This window comes from Mycobacteriales bacterium, from assembly GCA_035550055.1.
Lineage (GTDB): Bacteria > Actinomycetota > Actinomycetes > JAFAQI01 > JAFAQI01 > DASZTV01.
The window spans coordinates 1-17974 of sequence record DASZRO010000003.1 but is presented as its reverse complement, the minus strand read 5'-3'; the positions used below and the strand labels follow the sequence as shown (position 1 = coordinate 17974).

The 17974-nt window shown below is 69.8% G+C and carries 13 protein-coding genes; 11 read left to right on the top strand and 2 right to left on the bottom strand.

Annotated elements, in window-relative coordinates; translation table 11 throughout:
- Positions 1–156: 156 nt before the first annotated feature.
- The 4 genes from VG899_00090 (at position 157) to VG899_00075 (ending at position 3745) form a co-directional block, all read left to right on the top strand.
- Complete coding sequence (locus tag VG899_00090) at positions 157–2256, top strand: catalase (GenBank protein HWA64757.1); 2100 nt, start codon at positions 157–159, stop codon at positions 2254–2256.
- A gap of 11 nt (positions 2257–2267) precedes the next feature.
- A complete protein-coding gene (locus VG899_00085; GenBank protein HWA64756.1) occupies positions 2268–2813 on the top strand; it encodes a hemerythrin domain-containing protein in 546 nt (181 codons plus the stop codon).
- 97 nt (positions 2814–2910) lie between these two features.
- Complete coding sequence (locus tag VG899_00080) at positions 2911–3273, top strand: metalloregulator ArsR/SmtB family transcription factor (GenBank protein HWA64755.1); 363 nt, start codon at positions 2911–2913, stop codon at positions 3271–3273.
- Positions 3254–3745 carry an SRPBCC domain-containing protein gene (locus VG899_00075; GenBank protein ID HWA64754.1) on the top strand — a complete coding sequence of 164 codons (492 nt, stop codon included), beginning with the start codon at positions 3254–3256 and terminating at the stop codon, positions 3743–3745. Before VG899_00080 ends, VG899_00075 begins: the two co-directional genes overlap by 20 nt.
- A gap of 10 nt (positions 3746–3755) precedes the next feature.
- Here VG899_00075 and VG899_00070 read toward each other — a convergent pair whose 3' ends face one another.
- Positions 3756–5906 (bottom strand): MDR family MFS transporter, encoded by a 2151-nt coding sequence (locus VG899_00070; protein ID HWA64753.1) that lies wholly within the window; start codon positions 5904–5906, stop codon positions 3756–3758.
- Between the two features lie 92 nt (positions 5907–5998).
- Here VG899_00070 and VG899_00065 point away from each other — a divergent pair, with 92 nt between their 5' ends.
- The 5 genes from VG899_00065 to VG899_00045 all read left to right on the top strand — a co-directional run bounded on the left by VG899_00065 (position 5999) and on the right by VG899_00045 (position 13418).
- Positions 5999–7306, top strand: coding sequence for an MFS transporter (locus VG899_00065; protein HWA64752.1), 1308 nt, complete (start codon positions 5999–6001; stop codon positions 7304–7306).
- A gap of 28 nt (positions 7307–7334) precedes the next feature.
- Positions 7335–8654, top strand: coding sequence for a hypothetical protein (locus VG899_00060; protein HWA64751.1), 1320 nt, complete (start codon positions 7335–7337; stop codon positions 8652–8654).
- 101 nt (positions 8655–8755) lie between these two features.
- Complete coding sequence (locus tag VG899_00055) at positions 8756–10255, top strand: alpha/beta hydrolase (protein ID HWA64750.1); 1500 nt, start codon at positions 8756–8758, stop codon at positions 10253–10255.
- 154 nt (positions 10256–10409) lie between these two features.
- The gene (locus VG899_00050; protein ID HWA64749.1) at positions 10410–12773 is read left to right on the top strand and encodes a hypothetical protein; all 2364 of its coding nucleotides are present in this window, start codon (positions 10410–10412) and stop codon (positions 12771–12773) included.
- Positions 12774–12845: 72 nt separating this feature from the next.
- Positions 12846–13418, top strand: coding sequence for a hypothetical protein (locus VG899_00045; protein ID HWA64748.1), 573 nt, complete (start codon positions 12846–12848; stop codon positions 13416–13418).
- Positions 13419–13436: 18 nt separating this feature from the next.
- Here VG899_00045 and VG899_00040 read toward each other — a convergent pair whose 3' ends face one another.
- On the bottom strand, positions 13437–16694 hold the full coding sequence (locus VG899_00040; GenBank protein HWA64747.1) for a DEAD/DEAH box helicase: 3258 nt from the start codon (positions 16692–16694) through the stop codon (positions 13437–13439).
- A 72-nt stretch (positions 16695–16766) separates the two neighbouring features.
- Here VG899_00040 and VG899_00035 point away from each other — a divergent pair, with 72 nt between their 5' ends.
- Together VG899_00035 and VG899_00030 are read left to right on the top strand one after the other, a co-directional pair.
- The gene (locus tag VG899_00035) at positions 16767–17132 is read left to right on the top strand and encodes an FKBP-type peptidyl-prolyl cis-trans isomerase (GenBank protein ID HWA64746.1); all 366 of its coding nucleotides are present in this window, start codon (positions 16767–16769) and stop codon (positions 17130–17132) included.
- A gap of 40 nt (positions 17133–17172) precedes the next feature.
- Complete coding sequence (locus tag VG899_00030; protein HWA64745.1) at positions 17173–17760, top strand: AAA family ATPase; 588 nt, start codon at positions 17173–17175, stop codon at positions 17758–17760.
- Positions 17761–17974: the final 214 nt, after the last annotated feature.

Sequence of the window (17974 nt, the reverse complement as noted above, 5' to 3'; positions counted from 1 at the left end):
CTGCTGGCCTCATCGTCGGGTTCGTTCTGATCGGTCTGACGGCGGTCGTGATGTTGTACGGCGTCTTCACCGAGGGGCGCCACCGGTAGCCGAGACCTTCCAGGCGTCGCGCGTCGCGCGGTCGCCGCTCACAAGCCAGTTGCGGAGGAGCCGCCCATGCCCACTTCTCGCAAGAAAGAGCAGTCTGCTCCGGCAACGACCAGCCCCACCGGCCGCCGTCACGAGGGAGCTCAGCGTGGTCAGGATCCGCGAGCGCAAAGCGGCGAGTTCCTGACCACCGCGCAGGGAGTCCGCCTGCACGACACCGACCACTCGTTGAAGGTCGGCGCCCGGGGGCCGACCCTGATGGACGACTTCCATCTGCGGGAGAAGATCACCCACTTCGACCACGAGCGAATCCCGGAGCGCGTCGTACACGCTCGCGGCGCCGCGGCGCACGGGACGTTCGTCTCCTACGGCACCGCGAGCTCCCTGACGAAGGCGGACTTCCTGGCCTCCGGCCGCGAGACGCCGGTGTTCGTCCGCTTCTCGACGGTCCTCGGCTCCCGGGGCTCGGCAGACACGGTGCGTGACGTCCGCGGGTTCGCGACGAAGTTCTACACGCAGCAGGGCAACTTCGACCTCGTCGGCAACAACATGCCCGTGTTCTTCATCCAGGACGGCATCAAGTTCCCCGACGTGATCCACGCCGGCAAGCCGCACCCGGACCGGGAGATCCCTCAGGCACAGACCGCGCACGACACGTTCTGGGACTTCGTCTCGCTGCACACCGAAGCGACACACATGGTGATGTGGGCGATGTCGGACCGCGCGATCCCTCGCTCCTTCCGGACGATGGAGGGCTTCGGCGTCCACACGTTCCGGCTGGTCGACGCCAAAGGGGAGACCTGCCTGGTCAAGTTCCACTGGAAGCCGGTCGCGGGCGTGCACGCGCTGGTCTGGGAGGAGGCGCAGCTCGCCGCCGGCATGGACCCGGACTTCCACCGCCGTGACATGTACGACGGGATCGGCGCGGGCGCACCGCTCCAGTTCGAGCTCGGCGTGCAGGTCATGCCCGACACCGACGACCAGACCTTCGAGGACATCGACCTGCTCGATCCGACGAAGATCGTGCCGGAGGAGCTGTGTGAGGTGCAGCCGCTGGGCATGATGTCGCTCGACCGGACTCCGACGAACTTCTTCGCCGAGGTCGAGCAGGTGGCGTTCCACACCGGCAACCTCGTGCCGGGCATCGAGGTCACGGACGACCCGCTGATGCAGGCACGGTTGTTCTCCTATCTCGACACGCAGCTGATCCGGCTGGGCGGGCCGAACTTCACCCAGATCCCGGTGAACCGACCGCAGTGCCCGGTCAACGACATGTTCCGCGACGGCTACCACCAGACGGCGGTCCACCAAGGCATCGCGCCGTACCAGCCGAACAGCATCGACGCCGGCGAGCCGCGGATGGCCGACGAGGCCGAGGGCGCGTACATCCATCGACCGCGCACGGTCACCGGGTCGAAGGTCCGCGAGGCGGCGGTGAGCTTCGGTGACCACTTCAGCCAGGCGGCGATGTTCTGGCAGAGCATGAGCGAAGTCGAGCAGGCGCACATGGTGGAGGCCTTCACCTTCGAGCTCGGCAAGTGCACCCTCCCGGAGGTCCAGGAGCGGATGCTCGGCGTACTCGCGAACGTCGACGCCGCCCTCACCCGCGCGGTCGCCGACGGCCTTGGCATGGCGGCGCCGCGTGGACGCCCTCCGAAAGAGGTCCTCATTTCGCCCGCGCTGTCGATGCTCGCCATGGAACCCGGGCCGATCGCCGGCCGCGTCGTCGGAGTCGTGGCGACAGACGACTCCGATCTGGCCGGCGTCGGGCGGCTGCGCAAGGCCCTCAACTCCGAAGGCGCGGTCTTGCGGGTGATCTCCACTCACGGCGGCACACTCGGCGAGGGTCGAAGCGAACAGCTCGTCGAGCGCACCTTGCTGACGACCCGCTCCATCGAGTTCGACGCGGTCCTGGTTGCCGCCGGCACGACGGGGATCGCCGACCCGCGGCTGCACCTGTTGCTGCAGGAGGCCTACCGGCACTGCAAGGCGGTCGGCGCATGGGGCGACGGCGAGCTTGTCCTGAGCGAAGCCGGCATCGACCCGGCCGCACCCGGAGTGATCCGCGGCAAGAAGGCCGACAACGACTACGTGCCGCTGCTGATCGAGGCGCTGGGTCGCCACCGCGCCTGGGACCGCCTCGACTACCTCGCGCAAGCCAACACCTAGAGGAGACAACCATGGCCCAGAACGGAATCGACTTCCTGATCTCTCAGCACGAGCAGGTCAAGCAGCTGTTGGAAGCGGTGAAGACCGCGCCGGCCGAGTCTCGCCAGGAGACGTTCGACCAGCTGCGGGAGATGCTCGCCGTCCACGAGACGGCCGAGGAGCTCATCCTGCGTCCGATCACCCGCTCCGAGATCCCCGGTGGCGACGTCGTCGCCGACGCCCGGATGGCCGAGGAGAACAAGGCCAAGGACGTGCTGGCGGACCTGGAGAAGATGGACGCGGCCTCGCCGGACTTCCTCAGCGCCTTCACCGCCTTCGCAGCGGACGTCCTCGAGCACGCCGGCAACGAGGAGTCCTACGAGTTCCCGCTGGTGAAGGAACACCAGGACGCCGAGGCCCTCGACCGCATGGACGCCGAGCTGAAGAAGGCGGAGGAGTCAGCACCGACGCACCCGCACCCGAGTGCGCGTACGACGACCGCCGCCGCGGTGATGGGACCGTTCGCGGCGATGGTCGACAAGGTCCGCGACGCGATCGGCGCCGCTCTCTCGCACTAGCCCCCATTGCCGGTGATCTTGACGTTTTCGGCCTGATGAGGGGTCCAACAGGCCGAAAACGTCAAGATCACCCTGCGTGTGTGTAATACTGAACCCGATGGTTCAGTATCGGCAGCCTCAGCTCGACAGCGCGTTCGCTGCGCTGTCGGACTCGACGCGGCGCGGAGTGCTCGAGCAGCTCGGCCGCACCGAGGCGTCGATCTCTGACCTCGCCGATCGGTTCCACATGACGCTCACCGGGATGAAGAAGCACGTGAGCGTCCTCGAGGACGCGGGCCTGGTCGCCACCGAGAAGGTCGGGCGGGTCCGCTACTGCCGTCTCGGCAGGCGGCGCCTCGTGGAAGTGGAGTCGTGGATCGAGCGGTACCACCGGCTGTGGGACGACCGTTTCGAGGCACTCGACGGCGTCCTCGACGAACTGACACGCAAGGAGAGCATGGATGAGCCAGCCGAGCAGTAGCGAGCGGAACCCGGTGACCGTCGAGCGGCCGTCGGATCGAGAGGTCGTCGTCACGCGGGTGTTCAACGCGCCGGTGCGGCTGGTGTTCGAGGCCTGGACGACGCCGGAGCTGTTCCGGAAGTGGTGGGTCCCGAAGTCGACCGGCATGACGCTTCACACGATCGACATGGACGTGCGCACCGGCGGCAGCTACCACCTCAACTTCGGTGAGGGGATGGACTTCTTCGGCAGGTACGTCGAGGTGACGCCGTACACCCGCATCGTGTGGACCAACGAGGAAGGTGGCGTCGGCGGAACCGTCACCACCGTCACCTTCGAGGAGAACGGCGACTCGACGCTGTTGGTCATGAGCGAGCTGTTCCCGTCGAAGGAGGCGTTCGAGGCCGGCGCCGGCGCGGAGGACGCGGCTCCCGAGACCTTCGGTCAGCTCGACGACCTACTGGCCGAACTGCTCGCCGGACTGCACGCCTAGCGCGATCCCGCTACGCCGTCTCGGCGCTGACGGCGAGGTCGGCCTGCTCGGCGGCGAGGTCGAGGTCGACCCGGTCGGCGATCGCCGCGTCGAGCTGGTTGTCCTTCGACCATGCGGACAGCGTCTCCCGCTCGACGGCGAGCAGCTGGCTGGTCGCCTCCCAGAACGTCGGGGCGAGCTCCCGGTCGGCGACGAGTGCGGGAGCGCCCTCGATGCGCGCGATGCGCGAGAGGTAGGCCTCGCGAAGCGGGGCCAGCGCCGGGTTGGCCGCGACCGGGCTCGCTTCGAGCGTGGCGAGCGCGGCCTTGGCCGCGTCCAGTCGCAGCGTGATCTCCTGTTGCGGCGTGCCCGCGCCGGGCGTCGGGCCGCCGAGGATCTCGCGTTCGACGCGCAGCACCTCGGTGGCGACCTTCCACGCTTGCGGGTCTGCCTGGTGTGGCTCGGGCCGCTCATCCGCGAGCTGTTCCAAATAGGCCACGCGAGCCGTGTAGACCTCGCGCAGCGTCTCCTGCTCGGGTCCGGAGATCCCGAGCTCGGGCAGTCGCGCGAGCGCCGCCTTCGCTGCGGCGACCCGGGCGAGGCCTTCCTGGGCGACCTGTACGGCGGCGCTTCGCAGCATCCCGAAGCCGGCGCCGATTCCGTCAGCGGCGGCGACCTTGGTCCGTAGCGGCACCTCCTCGAGCAGCCAGGTGAGCGCGAACGCCAGCAGGGCGACCGGGATCGCGGCGATGAAGACGACGTGGAGGGAGTCGGTGAACGCGCGCAGGTAGCCGTCGTGGATCGGGGTCGGCAGCTTCGCCAACGCCTGCGGGCTGGCGCGGAGCTCGGTCGCGAGGCCGGGCCGCGCGGCGAGCTGCGGCAGCTGGTGGGCGACGTTGCCGGTCATCTGGTTGTTGAAGATGGCGCTGAAGATGCTGACCCCGATCGACCCGCCGATCGAGCGGAAGAAGGTGGCGGCGCTCGTCGCTGTGCCGAGGTCACGAGACTCGACGCTGTTCTGGACCGCGAGGACCAACACCTGCATCGTGAGGCCGAGCCCGAGCCCGGTGACCGCCATGAAGGTGCCGGAGGTCAGTACGTCGGTGTGCACCCCCAGGTGGGAGAGCAGGTAGACGCCGACGGCGAGGACTGCGGTGCCGATGATCGGGAAGGCACGGTAGCGGCCGGTGCGGGTGATGATCTGGCCGGAGCCGATCGAGGCGACCAGCAGCCCGCCCATGAGCGGGAACAGCTCCAGTCCGCTCGCGGTCGCGGAAGCGCCGCGCACGACCTGCTGGTATTGCGGCAGATAGGTGATGACGCCGAACAGCGCGAAGCCGACGATGAACCCGACGCTGCTCGACACGGTGAACACGCGCATCCGGAACAGCCGCAGCGGGATCACCGGCTCGGCAGCGCGGGACTCGACGAACACGAACACGGCCGCGGCGAGTACGGCGGCGACGGCCATCCCGACGATCGTGGCCGAGCCCCAGCCGTACGTCGTACCGCCCCAGGTCGTCAGCAGCACGATGCAGGTGACCGACGCGGTGAGCAGCGCCGCGCCGAGGTAGTCGATGCGGTGTGCGGTCTTCTGTGCCGGGCTCTTCAACACGGTGGAGATCACCGCGAGCGCGACGAGGCCGAACGGCAGGTTCACGTAGAACACCCAGCGCCAGCTGGCATCGTCGACGAGGAAGCCGCCGACCAGCGGGCCGGCGATGCTCGTCACACCGAAGACCGCGCCGAAGTACCCGGAGTAGCGGCCGCGTTCCCGCGGCGGCAGCACGTCGGCCATGACCGCTTGCGCACCGACCATCAGCCCGCCGCCGCCGATGCCTTGCAGCGCGCGGAACAGGATGAGCTGCGTGAGGCTCTGCGCGATGCCGCACAGCGTCGAGCCGATGAGGAAGACCACGATCGCGATCAGGAACAGCCGCTTGCGGCCGTACTGGTCGCCGAGCTTGCCGTAGAGCGGCGTCGCGACCGTCGAGGACAGCAGGTACGCCGTCACCACCCACGACAGGTGGTTGAGCCCGCCGAGGTCGCCGACGATCGTGGGGAGCGCGGTCGACACGATCGTCTGGTCGAGGCTGGCCAGGACCATGGCCAACATCAAGGCGCCGAGGATCACCCCCAGCCGGCGCGGCGCCTCCGCGTTCGACGCTGCAGGCGACGCCATGCGTGTGATCATGACCCGCCAGCCGCCGGTTCACACCATCCGGTTGTGCGGGCACGGGCTGCGCCTCGGCGGGCAGCCTCTACCGTCGTGATGTGAAAGGGACGGCGGCGCGCTGGCTGATCTGGGGCGCCGCGGTGGCCGCTTACGCGGTCGCGGTGTTCCAGCGCGGTTCGCTCGGCGTGGCCGCGATCCGCGCCCAGCACCAGCTGCACGCCTCGGCGGCGGAGATCTCGCTGTTCGTCGTCCTGCAGCTCGCGGTGTACGCCGGCATGCAGGTGCCGGTCGGGGCGGCGCTCGACCGCTTCGGCAGCCGACGGCTGTTGACGACGGGCGCGATCGTCATGGCGGCCGGCCAGGCATGTCTCGCGCTGGCGCACGGGGTGGCGCTGGCCGTCCTCGCCCGCGTGCTGGTCGGCGGCGGCGACGCGATGTCGTTCATCAGCGTCCTGCGCCTGATCGGTACCTGGTTCCCGGCCCGTCAGGTCCCGGTCCTCACCCAGCTCACGGCGATCGTCGGCCAGCTCGGTCAGGTGGCGGCGGCGTACCCGTTGGTGGCGCTGCTCGGTGGTGCCGGATGGCGGGACACCTTCCTGCTGTGTGCGGCCATCGGGTGTGGCGCAGCGGTCCTCGCCGGCACCGCGGTGCACGACCACGCGCCGGACCAGGCGCCGGCCGTCCTGGCTCTCACCCGAGCGCAGATCACGACGCACGTGGCGCAGGCGTGGCGGGAGCGCGGTACGAAGCTCGGGCTCTGGGCGCACTTCACGACTCAGTTCTCCGGCAACACGTTCGCGCTGCTGTGGGGTTACCCGTTCCTCGTCACCGGCGAAGGCCTGTCCAAGGGTGCTGCGGGGGCGCTGCTCACGCTGCTGGTGGCCGTGGGCATGGCGGTAGGTCCGTTGCTCGGGCGGCTCACCGGCGGCTACCCGTTGCGGCGTACCAACCTCGTGCTGGCGATCGTCGTCGCCACCATCGTGATCTGGACCGTCGTGCTCGCCTGGCCCGGCCGGACGCCGCTCGGGTTGCTGATCCTGCTGGTCGTCGTACTCGGGTCGAACGGCCCGGGTTCGATGGTCGGGATCGACTTCGCGCGCACCCACAACCCGCTCGTGCGGGCTGGCAGCGCCAGCGGAATCGTCAACATGGGCGGCTTCGTCGCGTCGCTGGCGGTCATCGCCGGCATCGGCGCGGTGCTGTCCGGGTTCGGGGTCGGCCCGTCGTCGGCGTCGCTCGGCGAGTTCAAGGCGGCGTTCTGCGTGCAGTACGTCGCGTGGGGGCTCGGCTTGGTCTGGATCTTCCGTCATCGCGGGAGCCTGCGCGCGGATCTCGCGGCCGAAGGCCGGGCGCTCGACCCGCTGCATCGCGCCGCGATCCGACGCTGGCAGGCCCGCCAGCGGTGAATGCCGTCGCTTGGCCGACACTTGATCCGTGTCAGAGGGTTCCGCGGTCGCTGCCCGCGACGATGGGGGCTGGGCGGTCGGGGATCTTCTCGACGCCGAGTTCCCCGTGCACCTCGACGCGCTCCGCGAGGCCGGCGTCGAGTTCCTGACGCGGGCGTTTCATGCCAGCGGTGCGATGAGCCCGGACAACAGCGTCGCCGCGGTCGAGCAGCTCGAGCCGTTCACGGGTGGCAGCACCGGCCGCAAGGCGCTGCTGTCGGTCAGGTACGACGCACCGGACGCCACCCTGCCGACCCGGCTGTTCGTGAAGTTCTCCAGAGACTTCGACAACGAGGCGCGCGACGGCGGCAAGCGGCAGATGGCGACCGAGACGCGGTTCGGTCTGCTGTCGATGAGGGCCGACTTCCCGGTCGCCGTCCCGCGATGCCTGTTCGCCGACTACCACCTCGAATCCGGGTCGGGTCTGTTGATCTCAGAACGGATCGCCTTCGGCGAGAACGGCATCGAGCCGCATCACCCGAAGGCCCGTGACTACGAGATCGACGACCTTCGTGAGCACTACGACGCACTGGTGAGCGCCCTCGCCCGGCTGGCCGGCACGCATCGCGCGGGCCGCTTCCCCGCCCACGTCATGGCGGGCTTCGAGCGCCGGCCACGCAAGCCGTCAGGTCGGCGTCCGGCACCGGTCACGCCGGAGCAGGTGACCGGGTGGGTCGAGCGATACGCCGACTTCGCGGCGCGGGCTCCGCAGCTGCTTCCCGCCTCGATCCGCTCCGAGTCCTTCCTTGCCGAGCTTCGTACGCAGGCGCCACGTTCGGTAGAGCTGGCAACTGCGTTGCGCGCCGCGCAGCAAGACGCGCCGAACCTCGACGCGTTCTGCCATTGGAACGCGAACATCGACAACGCCTGGTTCTGGCGAGACGGCGACGGAGACCTCGCCTGCGGCCTCATGGACTGGGGCAACGTCGGCGAGATCAACCTCGTCACTGCGCTGGCAAGCGCCCTCATCTTCACCGAGCCGGACTTCCTCGTCGCCAACATCGGTCACTTCCTCGACCGGTTCGCGCGCGTGTTCACCGAAGCCGGTGGCGGCCCGCTCGACGCTGCGGTGCTCGAGCGCCAGTTCGCGCTGCACGTCGTCGCCGGCGGGCTGCAGTGGCCGCTCGGCGCGGTGCCGAGGCTCGAGCGGCACGTCGGCGATCTGGACGGTCTGGAGGATCGCTTCGACCCGCGGATCGCGGACGACGAGTTCGCGCGCACTCAGTTGCACCTGCTCACCGCGTACCTGATGCTGTGGCAAGCCTTCGACGCCCGACGCGTCATCGACGAAGCGGAAGCGTTGGGGTAGCAGAGCAGGCGGTCGGCCGACAGCGGCCTCCGAGGTGCGACAGGCAGCACGGCCTTCGCGGCTGCGGTATACCTCTCGGCATGTTCGGACGATCTCGTCGCGTGCGGCTGGCAGGACTGTTGGCGGGTGCGCTCGCCGTGTCGGGTGCCGGAATGGCGACGGCGAGCCCGTCGCACGCGCCACGCGAGTTGAACGCAAGTCAGCTGCTGGCCGGCGGTGTGGTGGCGACCGACTGCACCGGGGCCGTGGGCAACCCCAACCCCAAGACCGACCTCGTCGCGTGGGAGGCGAGAGACCGGCAGAACGAACTGTGCTCGACACAGCGGCTGACCGACGAGCTCGCCAATCCCGCGTTCGTCGCGATGTCCGCGATGGAGGTGGCAGGGAGCAATCCCAACGAGATCTTCGGCGACGTCACCGACCCCAGGCTGCGCAGCTGGGGCTCGGTGTTCGTTGCGGGTGGTGACCCGTTTCGGGTCCCGACTCGGTGGGTCGCCTTGGGGCGCGGCCAGTTCCAGCAGTTCCACTACATCTCGACCGACGGTGCGGAGATCGACGCCGAGCTGTTCAGCCCGAATCCGCATCCGGGCAGGCGCTACCCGATCGTCACCTTCACGCCTGGCTTGCAGGAGTCGAAGGAGCAGGCCTGGTGGTACGGGGAGGGCCTCGCCGAGGCCGGCTACGTGGTCCTGATCATGGATCCGCAGGCCCAGGGTGACTCAGAGGTCACCTCCCACGACACCGACCCGTCGAAGAAGTGCGGCATCGTGTGCAACGTCCCGACCAACGACAAGCCGGAGACACACGCCGCGATCGACTTCGCGGTGTCGACGCCACGTCATCCCGACAAGTACGACGTGGGCCGCAACGGCGAGCACGCATTGCCGTACAACCCGCTGTGGCAAGAGGTGAATCGCTCCGAGGTCGGCATCGCCGGCCACTCCCTCGGAGCCTCGGCAGTCACCCCGATCGGGCAGCAGGACCCGCGAGTCAAAGCGGTCATCTCCTACGACAACATCGATCTGTCGCTGCCGTCGTGGCTGCTGCCGAAGATCCACGCCCCGGCGTTGTACTTCGGCACCGACTACAAGTTCCCGGAGTTCGCGACCCCGCGGCTCCCCGGTGCGTTCGAGAACCCGGAGCAGCACTGGCCCGCGTTCGACCAGATGCGCAAGGCCGGCGTCGACTCGATGGTCATCACACCGCGGGCAAGCACCCACTACGAGTGGGACCAGCAGTCTTCGGTCGGTGCACTGCCGGCCTCTCGCTACGGGCAGCTGGTCTCGCTTTACTACTCGCAGGCGTGGTTCGACTACTACCTCAAGCACGAGCAATCAGGCCTGCGACGGCTCACCGCCCTGCGTTTCGACGGATCTGCCGACGCGCATTCCATCGGCGGCGGCACCTACAGTCCTGCCGCCGCCGCGAAGGACCCGACGAATCTCGTCTCGGGCAACGTGCCCTATCGGATCGATGGCCGGTGCGTCGCCGACCTGCTGTCGTTCTACAACGCCTCCGCGTACTGGCTGGACCACGGCCGGGTGCAATCGATGAACATGCGAAACCGCGGGTGTGAGGAGCGCCCTGCGGCTGCGGGGTAGGCGCCGCCCTCGTCGCCTTTACCAGCGTTGACGCCGATTAGCCGGAAAGATAGAACAAGGTTCTACTTCGACGGAGGAGGGCGTCCGGTGGGGACGACCGGCGCGCTGACGGGCATCGCTCGTGCGGGCTGATCGGTCAGTACGACGCAGCGGCGTGCTGACACTCGCGGTCGCCGTGGTGGTCGGTCTCGCGGTCTGCGGCGTCGCGATTCCGTCGTCGAGCGCGGCCAGCGTGGCGCAAGCCGTGTCATTGCCTCGGGCCAGCGGCGCGGGTCTCGAACGCCCGCGGACGGGACTGCCCCCCGGGGCCGCCCGGGCGGCACACGACCGTGAGCCGCGATTGCCGACGCCCAAGCCCTGGCCGTTCCCAGACCGCTTCTCGCGGACGTCGGGCACGGGGCGGTTGGCCGGCGGGGCGCTCGAGTGGACCGACTGGGTGTACGACGACTACGGGGCGAGCGAAACGTCGGCGCTGCCGCTGAACACCGAGACGCTTGCCGCCGATCCGTTGTCACCGGCGAAGGGCAGCTTCGTCTACCCCGCGGGTGCAGCGGCAGGCGACGGCGCGGACATCTTCCGGGCCGCGATCGGGCTGACCCGAAAGGCCAGCTACTGGCGGATCGACTGGAACACGCTGGTTTCTCCGCGCGTGCCGATCGCGGAGTGGACCTTCGACACCGACGACGACGCCTCGACCGGCTCGGCGCGGTGGCCGGCCGCGGCGAACCTGACCTCACCGGGCATCGATCGTGCGCTGGTCGTGTCCGCGACCGGCGCGTGGCTGGAGAACCCGACGACCGGCGCCGTGATCGCACGGTTCGCCACTCACGTGGATCCGAAGGCTCGGTCGTTCATCGTCGTCGTGCCGCGTCACGTGCTGGCGGTCTCGGGACGTTGGCGAGTCCGGTTGGCGGCCGGGCTCGCCGCCCCGTCCGGACGCACGTTCGCCGTACCGACACTCGCGGGTGCGCTTCCGGCCCCCGCCACCGCGGCGCGTGCGTACAACGTCACTTTCCGCGCGCGGCGACAGGAGCCGGCCCAGTACGTCGCAACCTCGACAGCGGGGATCGACCAGGCGTTGGCCGCAGCGCAGAGCCTGCCGGGCTGGCTGCGGCAAGCACCTGCGGCGCTCCGCCATCTCGTCGATGACAACTTCTGGTCGGAGGCGCACCAGGCAGACGCGCTCGCCACCGGCGACGTCACGCCGTTCTCCCGCGTTGTCGACTGGCACCGCCTCGCCGAGCGAGTGACGACGCCCGCGCCGCGCGTGACCGGTTGGAGCGACCGCTGGTACGTCACCGACCTGCACCTCGGGCAAGGGGTGTCGGGCGCAGCCACGGCCAACCCCACCTTTCTCAGCCGGGTGCAGCCCTACGAGGTGTACGTCCCGAAGGGTTACTCGGCCGCGACGCCGCTGCCGCTGACGTGGCTGCTGCACTCCGCCGACGTCAACTACAACCAGTACCCGGTGATCAACCCGCGACTGTCGAGGCAGCTCTGTCAGGAGCGCGACTCGATCTGCGTCAGCCCCGAGGGCTTCGGAGGCGACGGGCTGTACGCCGGAGTCGCCGAGCACGACTTCTGGCAGGTCTGGGGCCAGGTCGCCCGCGAGTATCGCGTGCTGGCCGACCGGACGTTGATCACCGGCTACTCGATGGGCGGGCTTGCCAGCTTCGTACTGCCGAGCACGTACCCGTCGGTCTTCGCGGCGTCGATGCCGCTCGACGGCGGGTTCGACGACGGCTGTAGCAGCGCGCCGGCAGGGGCGGCGAACCTCGTCATCGCCGCCGCTCCGGACCGGTCGGCGAACCTGCACTGGGTGCCGCTGGTGATCAGCGACTCCTACACCGACGAGCTGTCGCCCTCGGTGAACAACCCCGAGCTGATCCAGCGGCTGAGCGCGGCGGCGGACCGGTTCACCTTCTTCTCCACCACCGCGCCGGAGCACGTGACCACCGACCTGCTCGACGGCTTCTCCTCGCAGGTCGCCGCCCTGCCGCACCGGCCGGTCGTCGACGCGCATCCGCGGACCGTCAGCTACACGTGGTGCAGCCAGTCGGTGAACCGCCGACTCGGTCTCGGGCCGACTCGGGTGTACTGGCTGTCCGGCCTGCGGCAACGGGTCACCCAGGGCAACGCGCTGTCGACCGTGCGCGCCACCGACGGCGCGATGGCCGGGCGTGCCGTGACGGAGCACGAGACCGGATCGGTCATCGCGCCCGCTGACGCGCCGCCGATGCAGGTCACCACCGGGAGCTGGCAGCTCGGCGCGCCGCTTCAACGGTCGCGTCGCCTGGAGATGACCTTGCGCAACGTCGGCCACGTCGCGGTGGACCTCGCCGCGGCACGGCTGCCGTCGGGCACCGCCTCGATCACGACCGACGGAGCGACCCGGCTCGCCTTGACGCACCTGCGACCGGGAGAGCTCGTCCGGGTCGGCGGTCGCGCCCGCCACGCGAGCCGACGTGGGACGCTCACCGTCACGCTTGGGCGAGGGCGGACCCGGCTTCGCTGGTGACGGGTCGGCGGCTGCCCGCTGCGTGAGCGACAGCGCGGACCGCGACGACGACGGCTCGGGTACAACGGAGGAGTGAACGTCGCCCGCTGCCTGGTCACCCTCGCGCTGGGCGGCGTGGTGGTCGCGACCGCGCCGAGCGCTTTCGCCGCGCCCGTGACCACCGGGGCTGGCGGCGACGGGCCGACGATCACCGCGACCACGGTGAGCGCGTCCGGCGAGAGCCATGGTTGGTACCGGTCCGCGGTCACGGTGGTGTTCCACTGCACGCCCGGCTCGGCGCCGCTGGCGATGTCGTGCCCGGGCCCGGCGTACATCGACAACAGCGGCGCCGGGCAGTCCGCCACCGGCTCGGTGACCGACACGAACGGCACGACCGCGACGGCATCGATCACCGGGATCAACGTCGACCGCGAGCGACCGACCGTCGCCGTTCACGGGGTCAGGCCGCACGCGGTCTACGCCGCGGTACGCCGGCTCACCTGCCTCGCGCACGACCGCTACTCGGGAGTGCACACCTGCCGCATCGAGACGACGCGGGTCGAGCATCCGCGGCTGATCACGATTCGTTACGTCGCAGTGGCGACCGACTGGGCGGGCAACCGCAACAACGCGCACAGCTACTACAGCGTCAGGCGGACCGGCTGACCTCAGCCGGCGGCGGCGTCAGGACGCGAACAGCTCCCGGATGTCCGCAGCGGTCAGCGCACCGCTGGCTGCCGCGCCGCCGTCGACGACCTGGGCGAACAGGTCGCGCTTGCGCTCCTGGAGGGCGACGACCTTCTCCTCGATCGTGTCGGTGGCGACCAGCCGGTAGACCATGACCGGCTTGTCCTGCCCGATCCGGTGCGTCCGGTCGATCGCCTGCTCCTCGGCTGCCGGGTTCCACCACGGGTCGAGGACGAAGACGTAGTCGGCGGCGGTGAGGTTCAGCCCGAACCCGCCCGCCTTGAGGCTGATCAGGAAGACCGGGGCGTCGCCTTCGGTGAACTCCGCGATCCGCGCGGCCCGGTCGCGGGTGCGGCCGTCGAGGTAGCAGTGGCCAAGGCCCTCCTCGGTGAGCCGGGTGCGGATCAACGACAGGAACCGGGTGAACTGGCTGAACACCAGGGCGCGATGACCCTCCGCGGCGATTTCGCGCAGCTGGTCGACGAGCGCGTCGATCTTGCTGGAGCGGACCTTGCCAGCGTGCTCCTCGTCGACCAGGGATGCGTCGAGGCTGAGCTGACGCAGCAGGGTCAGCGAACGCAGGATCGTCAGCCGGTTGCGGTCCATGTCCTCCACGAGGTGCATGACGCGCTGCCGCTCGCGGTTGAGATGGGTGTCGTAGATCCGGCGGTGCTGCGGATTGAGCTCGACGTCGAGGCGCTGCTCGGTCTTCGGCGGCAGGTCGGAAGCGACGAGCTCCTTGGTACGCCGCAGCATCAGCGGCCGGATCCGCCGCCGCAGCGCGTCGAGCCGGTCGGGCGCCTCGCCGCGCTCGATCGGGCGCCGGTAGAACTCGTTGAACCGCTCCGGGTTGGGGAACAGGCCCGGCGCGACGATCGAGAGCATGGACCACAGGTCCATGAGCGTGTTCTCCAGCGGCGTACCGGTGATCGCCAGCTTGAACGGCGCGGGCAGCCTGCGCGCGCACTGGTAGGTCTTGGCCTGGTGGTTCTTCACGAACTGCGCTTCGTCGAGCACCAGCCCGGACCACTTCACCGACCGGTAGGCCTCCTCGTCGAGGCGGAACAGCGTGAACGACGTGATCACGAGGTCGGCGCCGGCGGCGTGCTCTGCCACCGTGGTCGAGGTCTTGCGCTGCGTCCCAGGGACGATGCGTACGTCGAGGTCGGGCGCGAACTGCGCCGCCTGGCTCGCCCACGTCGACATCACGCTCGTCGGCGTCACGATCAGCAGCGGCCCGGACTCGCCGCCCAGCGACCCCGCCTCGCGGGCACGAACCGCCATCGCGAGGGTCTGCACCGTCTTGCCGAGGCCCATGTCGTCGGCGAGCACGCCGCCGAGCTGGAGGTCCCACAGCAGGCTGAGCCACTGGTAGCCGTCGAGCTGGTAGGGCCGCAGTTGCGCCTTCAGCCCGACCGGTGGGTCGGGGCGCGGCATCTCCTCGAGCGCGAGCAGCGCGCCGGCGGTCCGGGCCCATCGCTCGCTCTGCTGGGTGACCACGCCGAGCTGCACGAGCTCTTCCCACAGCCCGGCCTGGACTGGGGTGAGCCGCAGGGCGCCGCTGGTCTTGTCCTGGATGGCCTTCGCCTCGTCGATGAGCTCGCGCAGCCGGCGCAGCTCGGGCCGGTCGAGCCGGAACCAGGTGCCGCTGTCGAGCAGCAGCCGCTCCTGGCCGAGTGACATCGCCGCGAACAGCGGCGGGAACGGCACGTGCTCGCCGTCGACGGTGACGGCGACCGCGAGGTTGAACCAGTCGGGGTCGTTGGCGTCGTCGTCGAGCGCCACCGTGACCAGCGGTGCGTCCGCTGACTCGTGGTACGCCGTCGCGTCGCCCTGCACCACGACCTCGACGTCCGGGTCGTCGGCGAGCGCCGGAAGGACACGTTCGGCGAGGTCTGCGGTGTGCAGCCCGGTGACCTGCGCCTGCGGGATCAGGCGGCGACCTTCGTGGGCGGGTGCGCGCAGGCCGGGTACGGCGTCGAGCGCGGTGAGCCGCGACAGCAGCGCGCGTTCCGCGTCGACGTCGCGGCTCGCGTCGGGCACCGTGTCGTCGATGGCGACCTCGTGGGTCTGGTCGCCGACGCGATAGACGAACGAGGACGCGATCGTCGCGACGTGGCCCGGCTCGAAGTCGATGCGCACCGACAGCCTGGGCGGCTCGATCCGGGGGAGCGCCACGCTCGCGTCGGCCGACTCGACGGTCAGCTGGCGCTGCAACGCGGGATAGAACTCGGTGAGGAACCGTGGCGTCTCGGCCGCGGGAATCACCACCCGCCCGGAGTTGAGCAGCCGCTGGATCGAGGCGTCGATCTGCGGTTCGAGGGGGATCAGCCGCAGCCGGCCCGGTTCGTCGATCGCGCAGCCGTGCGCGGGTTCGCCGATCAGGTCCGCGCCGGGCGGCAGGACCTCGCCGTCGTCGAGTCGCAACGCGGCGGTCAGCTCGACGTCCCCGCCGTCGGCACGGCGCAGGTCGATCACAGGCCGTGCCGGTTCGGCGGCGAGCTCGACCGTGGTGGCGCCGGTGCCGATGAAGGTGAAGCCGGCCCGCTGCGCGGCGGCGAGCAGCCGCCAGGTCGCCGTACCGAGATCTTCGAGGTGAAGGATGACGTCGGCGTACTGGGAGTAGTAGTGCGTCTGATGGCTGCGCGCGACCGACAGCACCTCGAACACCCAGGCGCGCTGCTCGGCGCTGATCGTCGGGCGGCCGGGCGGTTGGTAGCGGCTCTCGAGGTCGCGCCATGATGCGCCGGTCTTGATCCAGCCGGTCTTGCCCTGCGCCATCGCCCGCAGCCGGATCCGGCGGCCGGGGGAGTTGCGCGGCTGGACCAGCTCGAACTGCAGCGCCATCGGCGTCGGGGCGGCGGGCTTCGGGCGGGCGATGACGTTGTCGAGCAGGTGCTCCCAGTCGTCGTGCGGCCACGACGGCCGGGCGCCGTGGCGTGGCTTCAAGCCGCGGGTGTTGAGCAGCGCGGCCACGATGTGCTTGCAGCCGGTCCCCATCGGGCAGCTGCAGCGGGCCGAGATGCGCTTGCTGACCTTGGCGGGGCTGGTGACGAGGACCTGGTACGGCGCGGGGCGGTTGCCGCTCACCGCGGCGAGCAGGAGGGTGCCCTCGCCGCCGGTCTGGACGTCGGTGACGGCGCCCTGGCGGGCGTAGGCAAGGCCGCGGGCGAAGATCTCGGCGCCGAACTGGCGGCGCAGGTCGTCGTCGGTGAGGGCGGCGACCCAGGCCGGCGTCTCGCCCGTCGTACCCATGCTCACCGCCGTACCTGTCCCGATGTGATCGCCAAACCTTATGGTGCGTCGGTGACTCTTTAGGGTGGCGTCATGTCCCTCACCAAACCTGAGCTCACCGCCAACTCCGGCACCGCGCCCGCCGACCTGGTCATCGAGGATCTCGTCGTCGGGACCGGCGAGGAGGCCAAGCCGGGCGACACCGTCGAGGTGCACTACGTCGGCGTCGAGTTCAGCTCGGGATCGGAGTTCGACGCGTCATGGAACCGTGGCGAGTCGATCGAGTTCCCGCTGCAGGGCCTGATCAAGGGCTGGCAGGACGGCATCCCCGGCATGAAGGTCGGCGGGCGGCGGCAGCTCACGATCCCGCCGGAGCAGGCCTACGGTCCGGCGGGCAGCGGGCACCGGCTGTCGGGGCAGACCCTCGTCTTCGTCATCGACCTACTCGGGGTCAAGTAGCCGGGCACTCGGGCTAGATGTGGTCTCGGGTCCGTCGCAGATGAGCGAGTCCGGGTTGGCGGTGTTCATCAACGGAGCACCCGGCAGCGGCAAGTCGACCGTCGCACGGCGGCTGGTGTCGAGTCGGCCCGGATGGTTCCTGCTGGATGTCGATGTGCTTCGTACGTTCGTCGGTGGCTGGTCGGCCGACTTCGCGGGGGCTGGGCAGATCACTCGGCCGATCGTCCACGCGATCATCCGTGAGGTGGTTGGCGGCGGCGGAGTCGTGGTGATCCCGCAGCTGCTGTACGACGTCGATGACTTCCTCGGGTTCGCGAACGAGGCTGATGACGCCGGTGGCGAGGCATTGCACGTCGTCCTCGATGTGCCTTCGTCGGAGTGCTGGCGCCGGCTGCGCGCGCGGCTTTCCGACAACTCGGCGCACGAGGTCAGTGAGGACTCACTTGCCTCGGTCTTGGCGGCTGAGCTCGAACGGGTGGGCGGCGAACGTTACGTCGAGCGCGTCGCGGCGGAGATCGAGTCGCTCCGCGACTGTGCGATACCGATGCACTCGATCCCTGGTGAGAACACCGAACGAGTCCTCAGAATGCTCGAGGCGCTCATCGGGCGGTATGGCGGGAGGTCCTGAGCAGGGACACTGCCCATAGTGATGCCGAGACCGCGTCAAGGCGTCGGCCGAGACGGCGGAGTCTCTCGTGAACGCGAGACGGCCCGTTTAGTCCGGTCGCGAAGGATGTCGGCAGCGGCGGACGGCGCCGTCAGCCGCCGGGCAGCTCCTCATAGCTGTCACTGAAGATCTCGATTTCGATCGCAATCAGCTTTGCGGCGCTGCGCAACCCGTC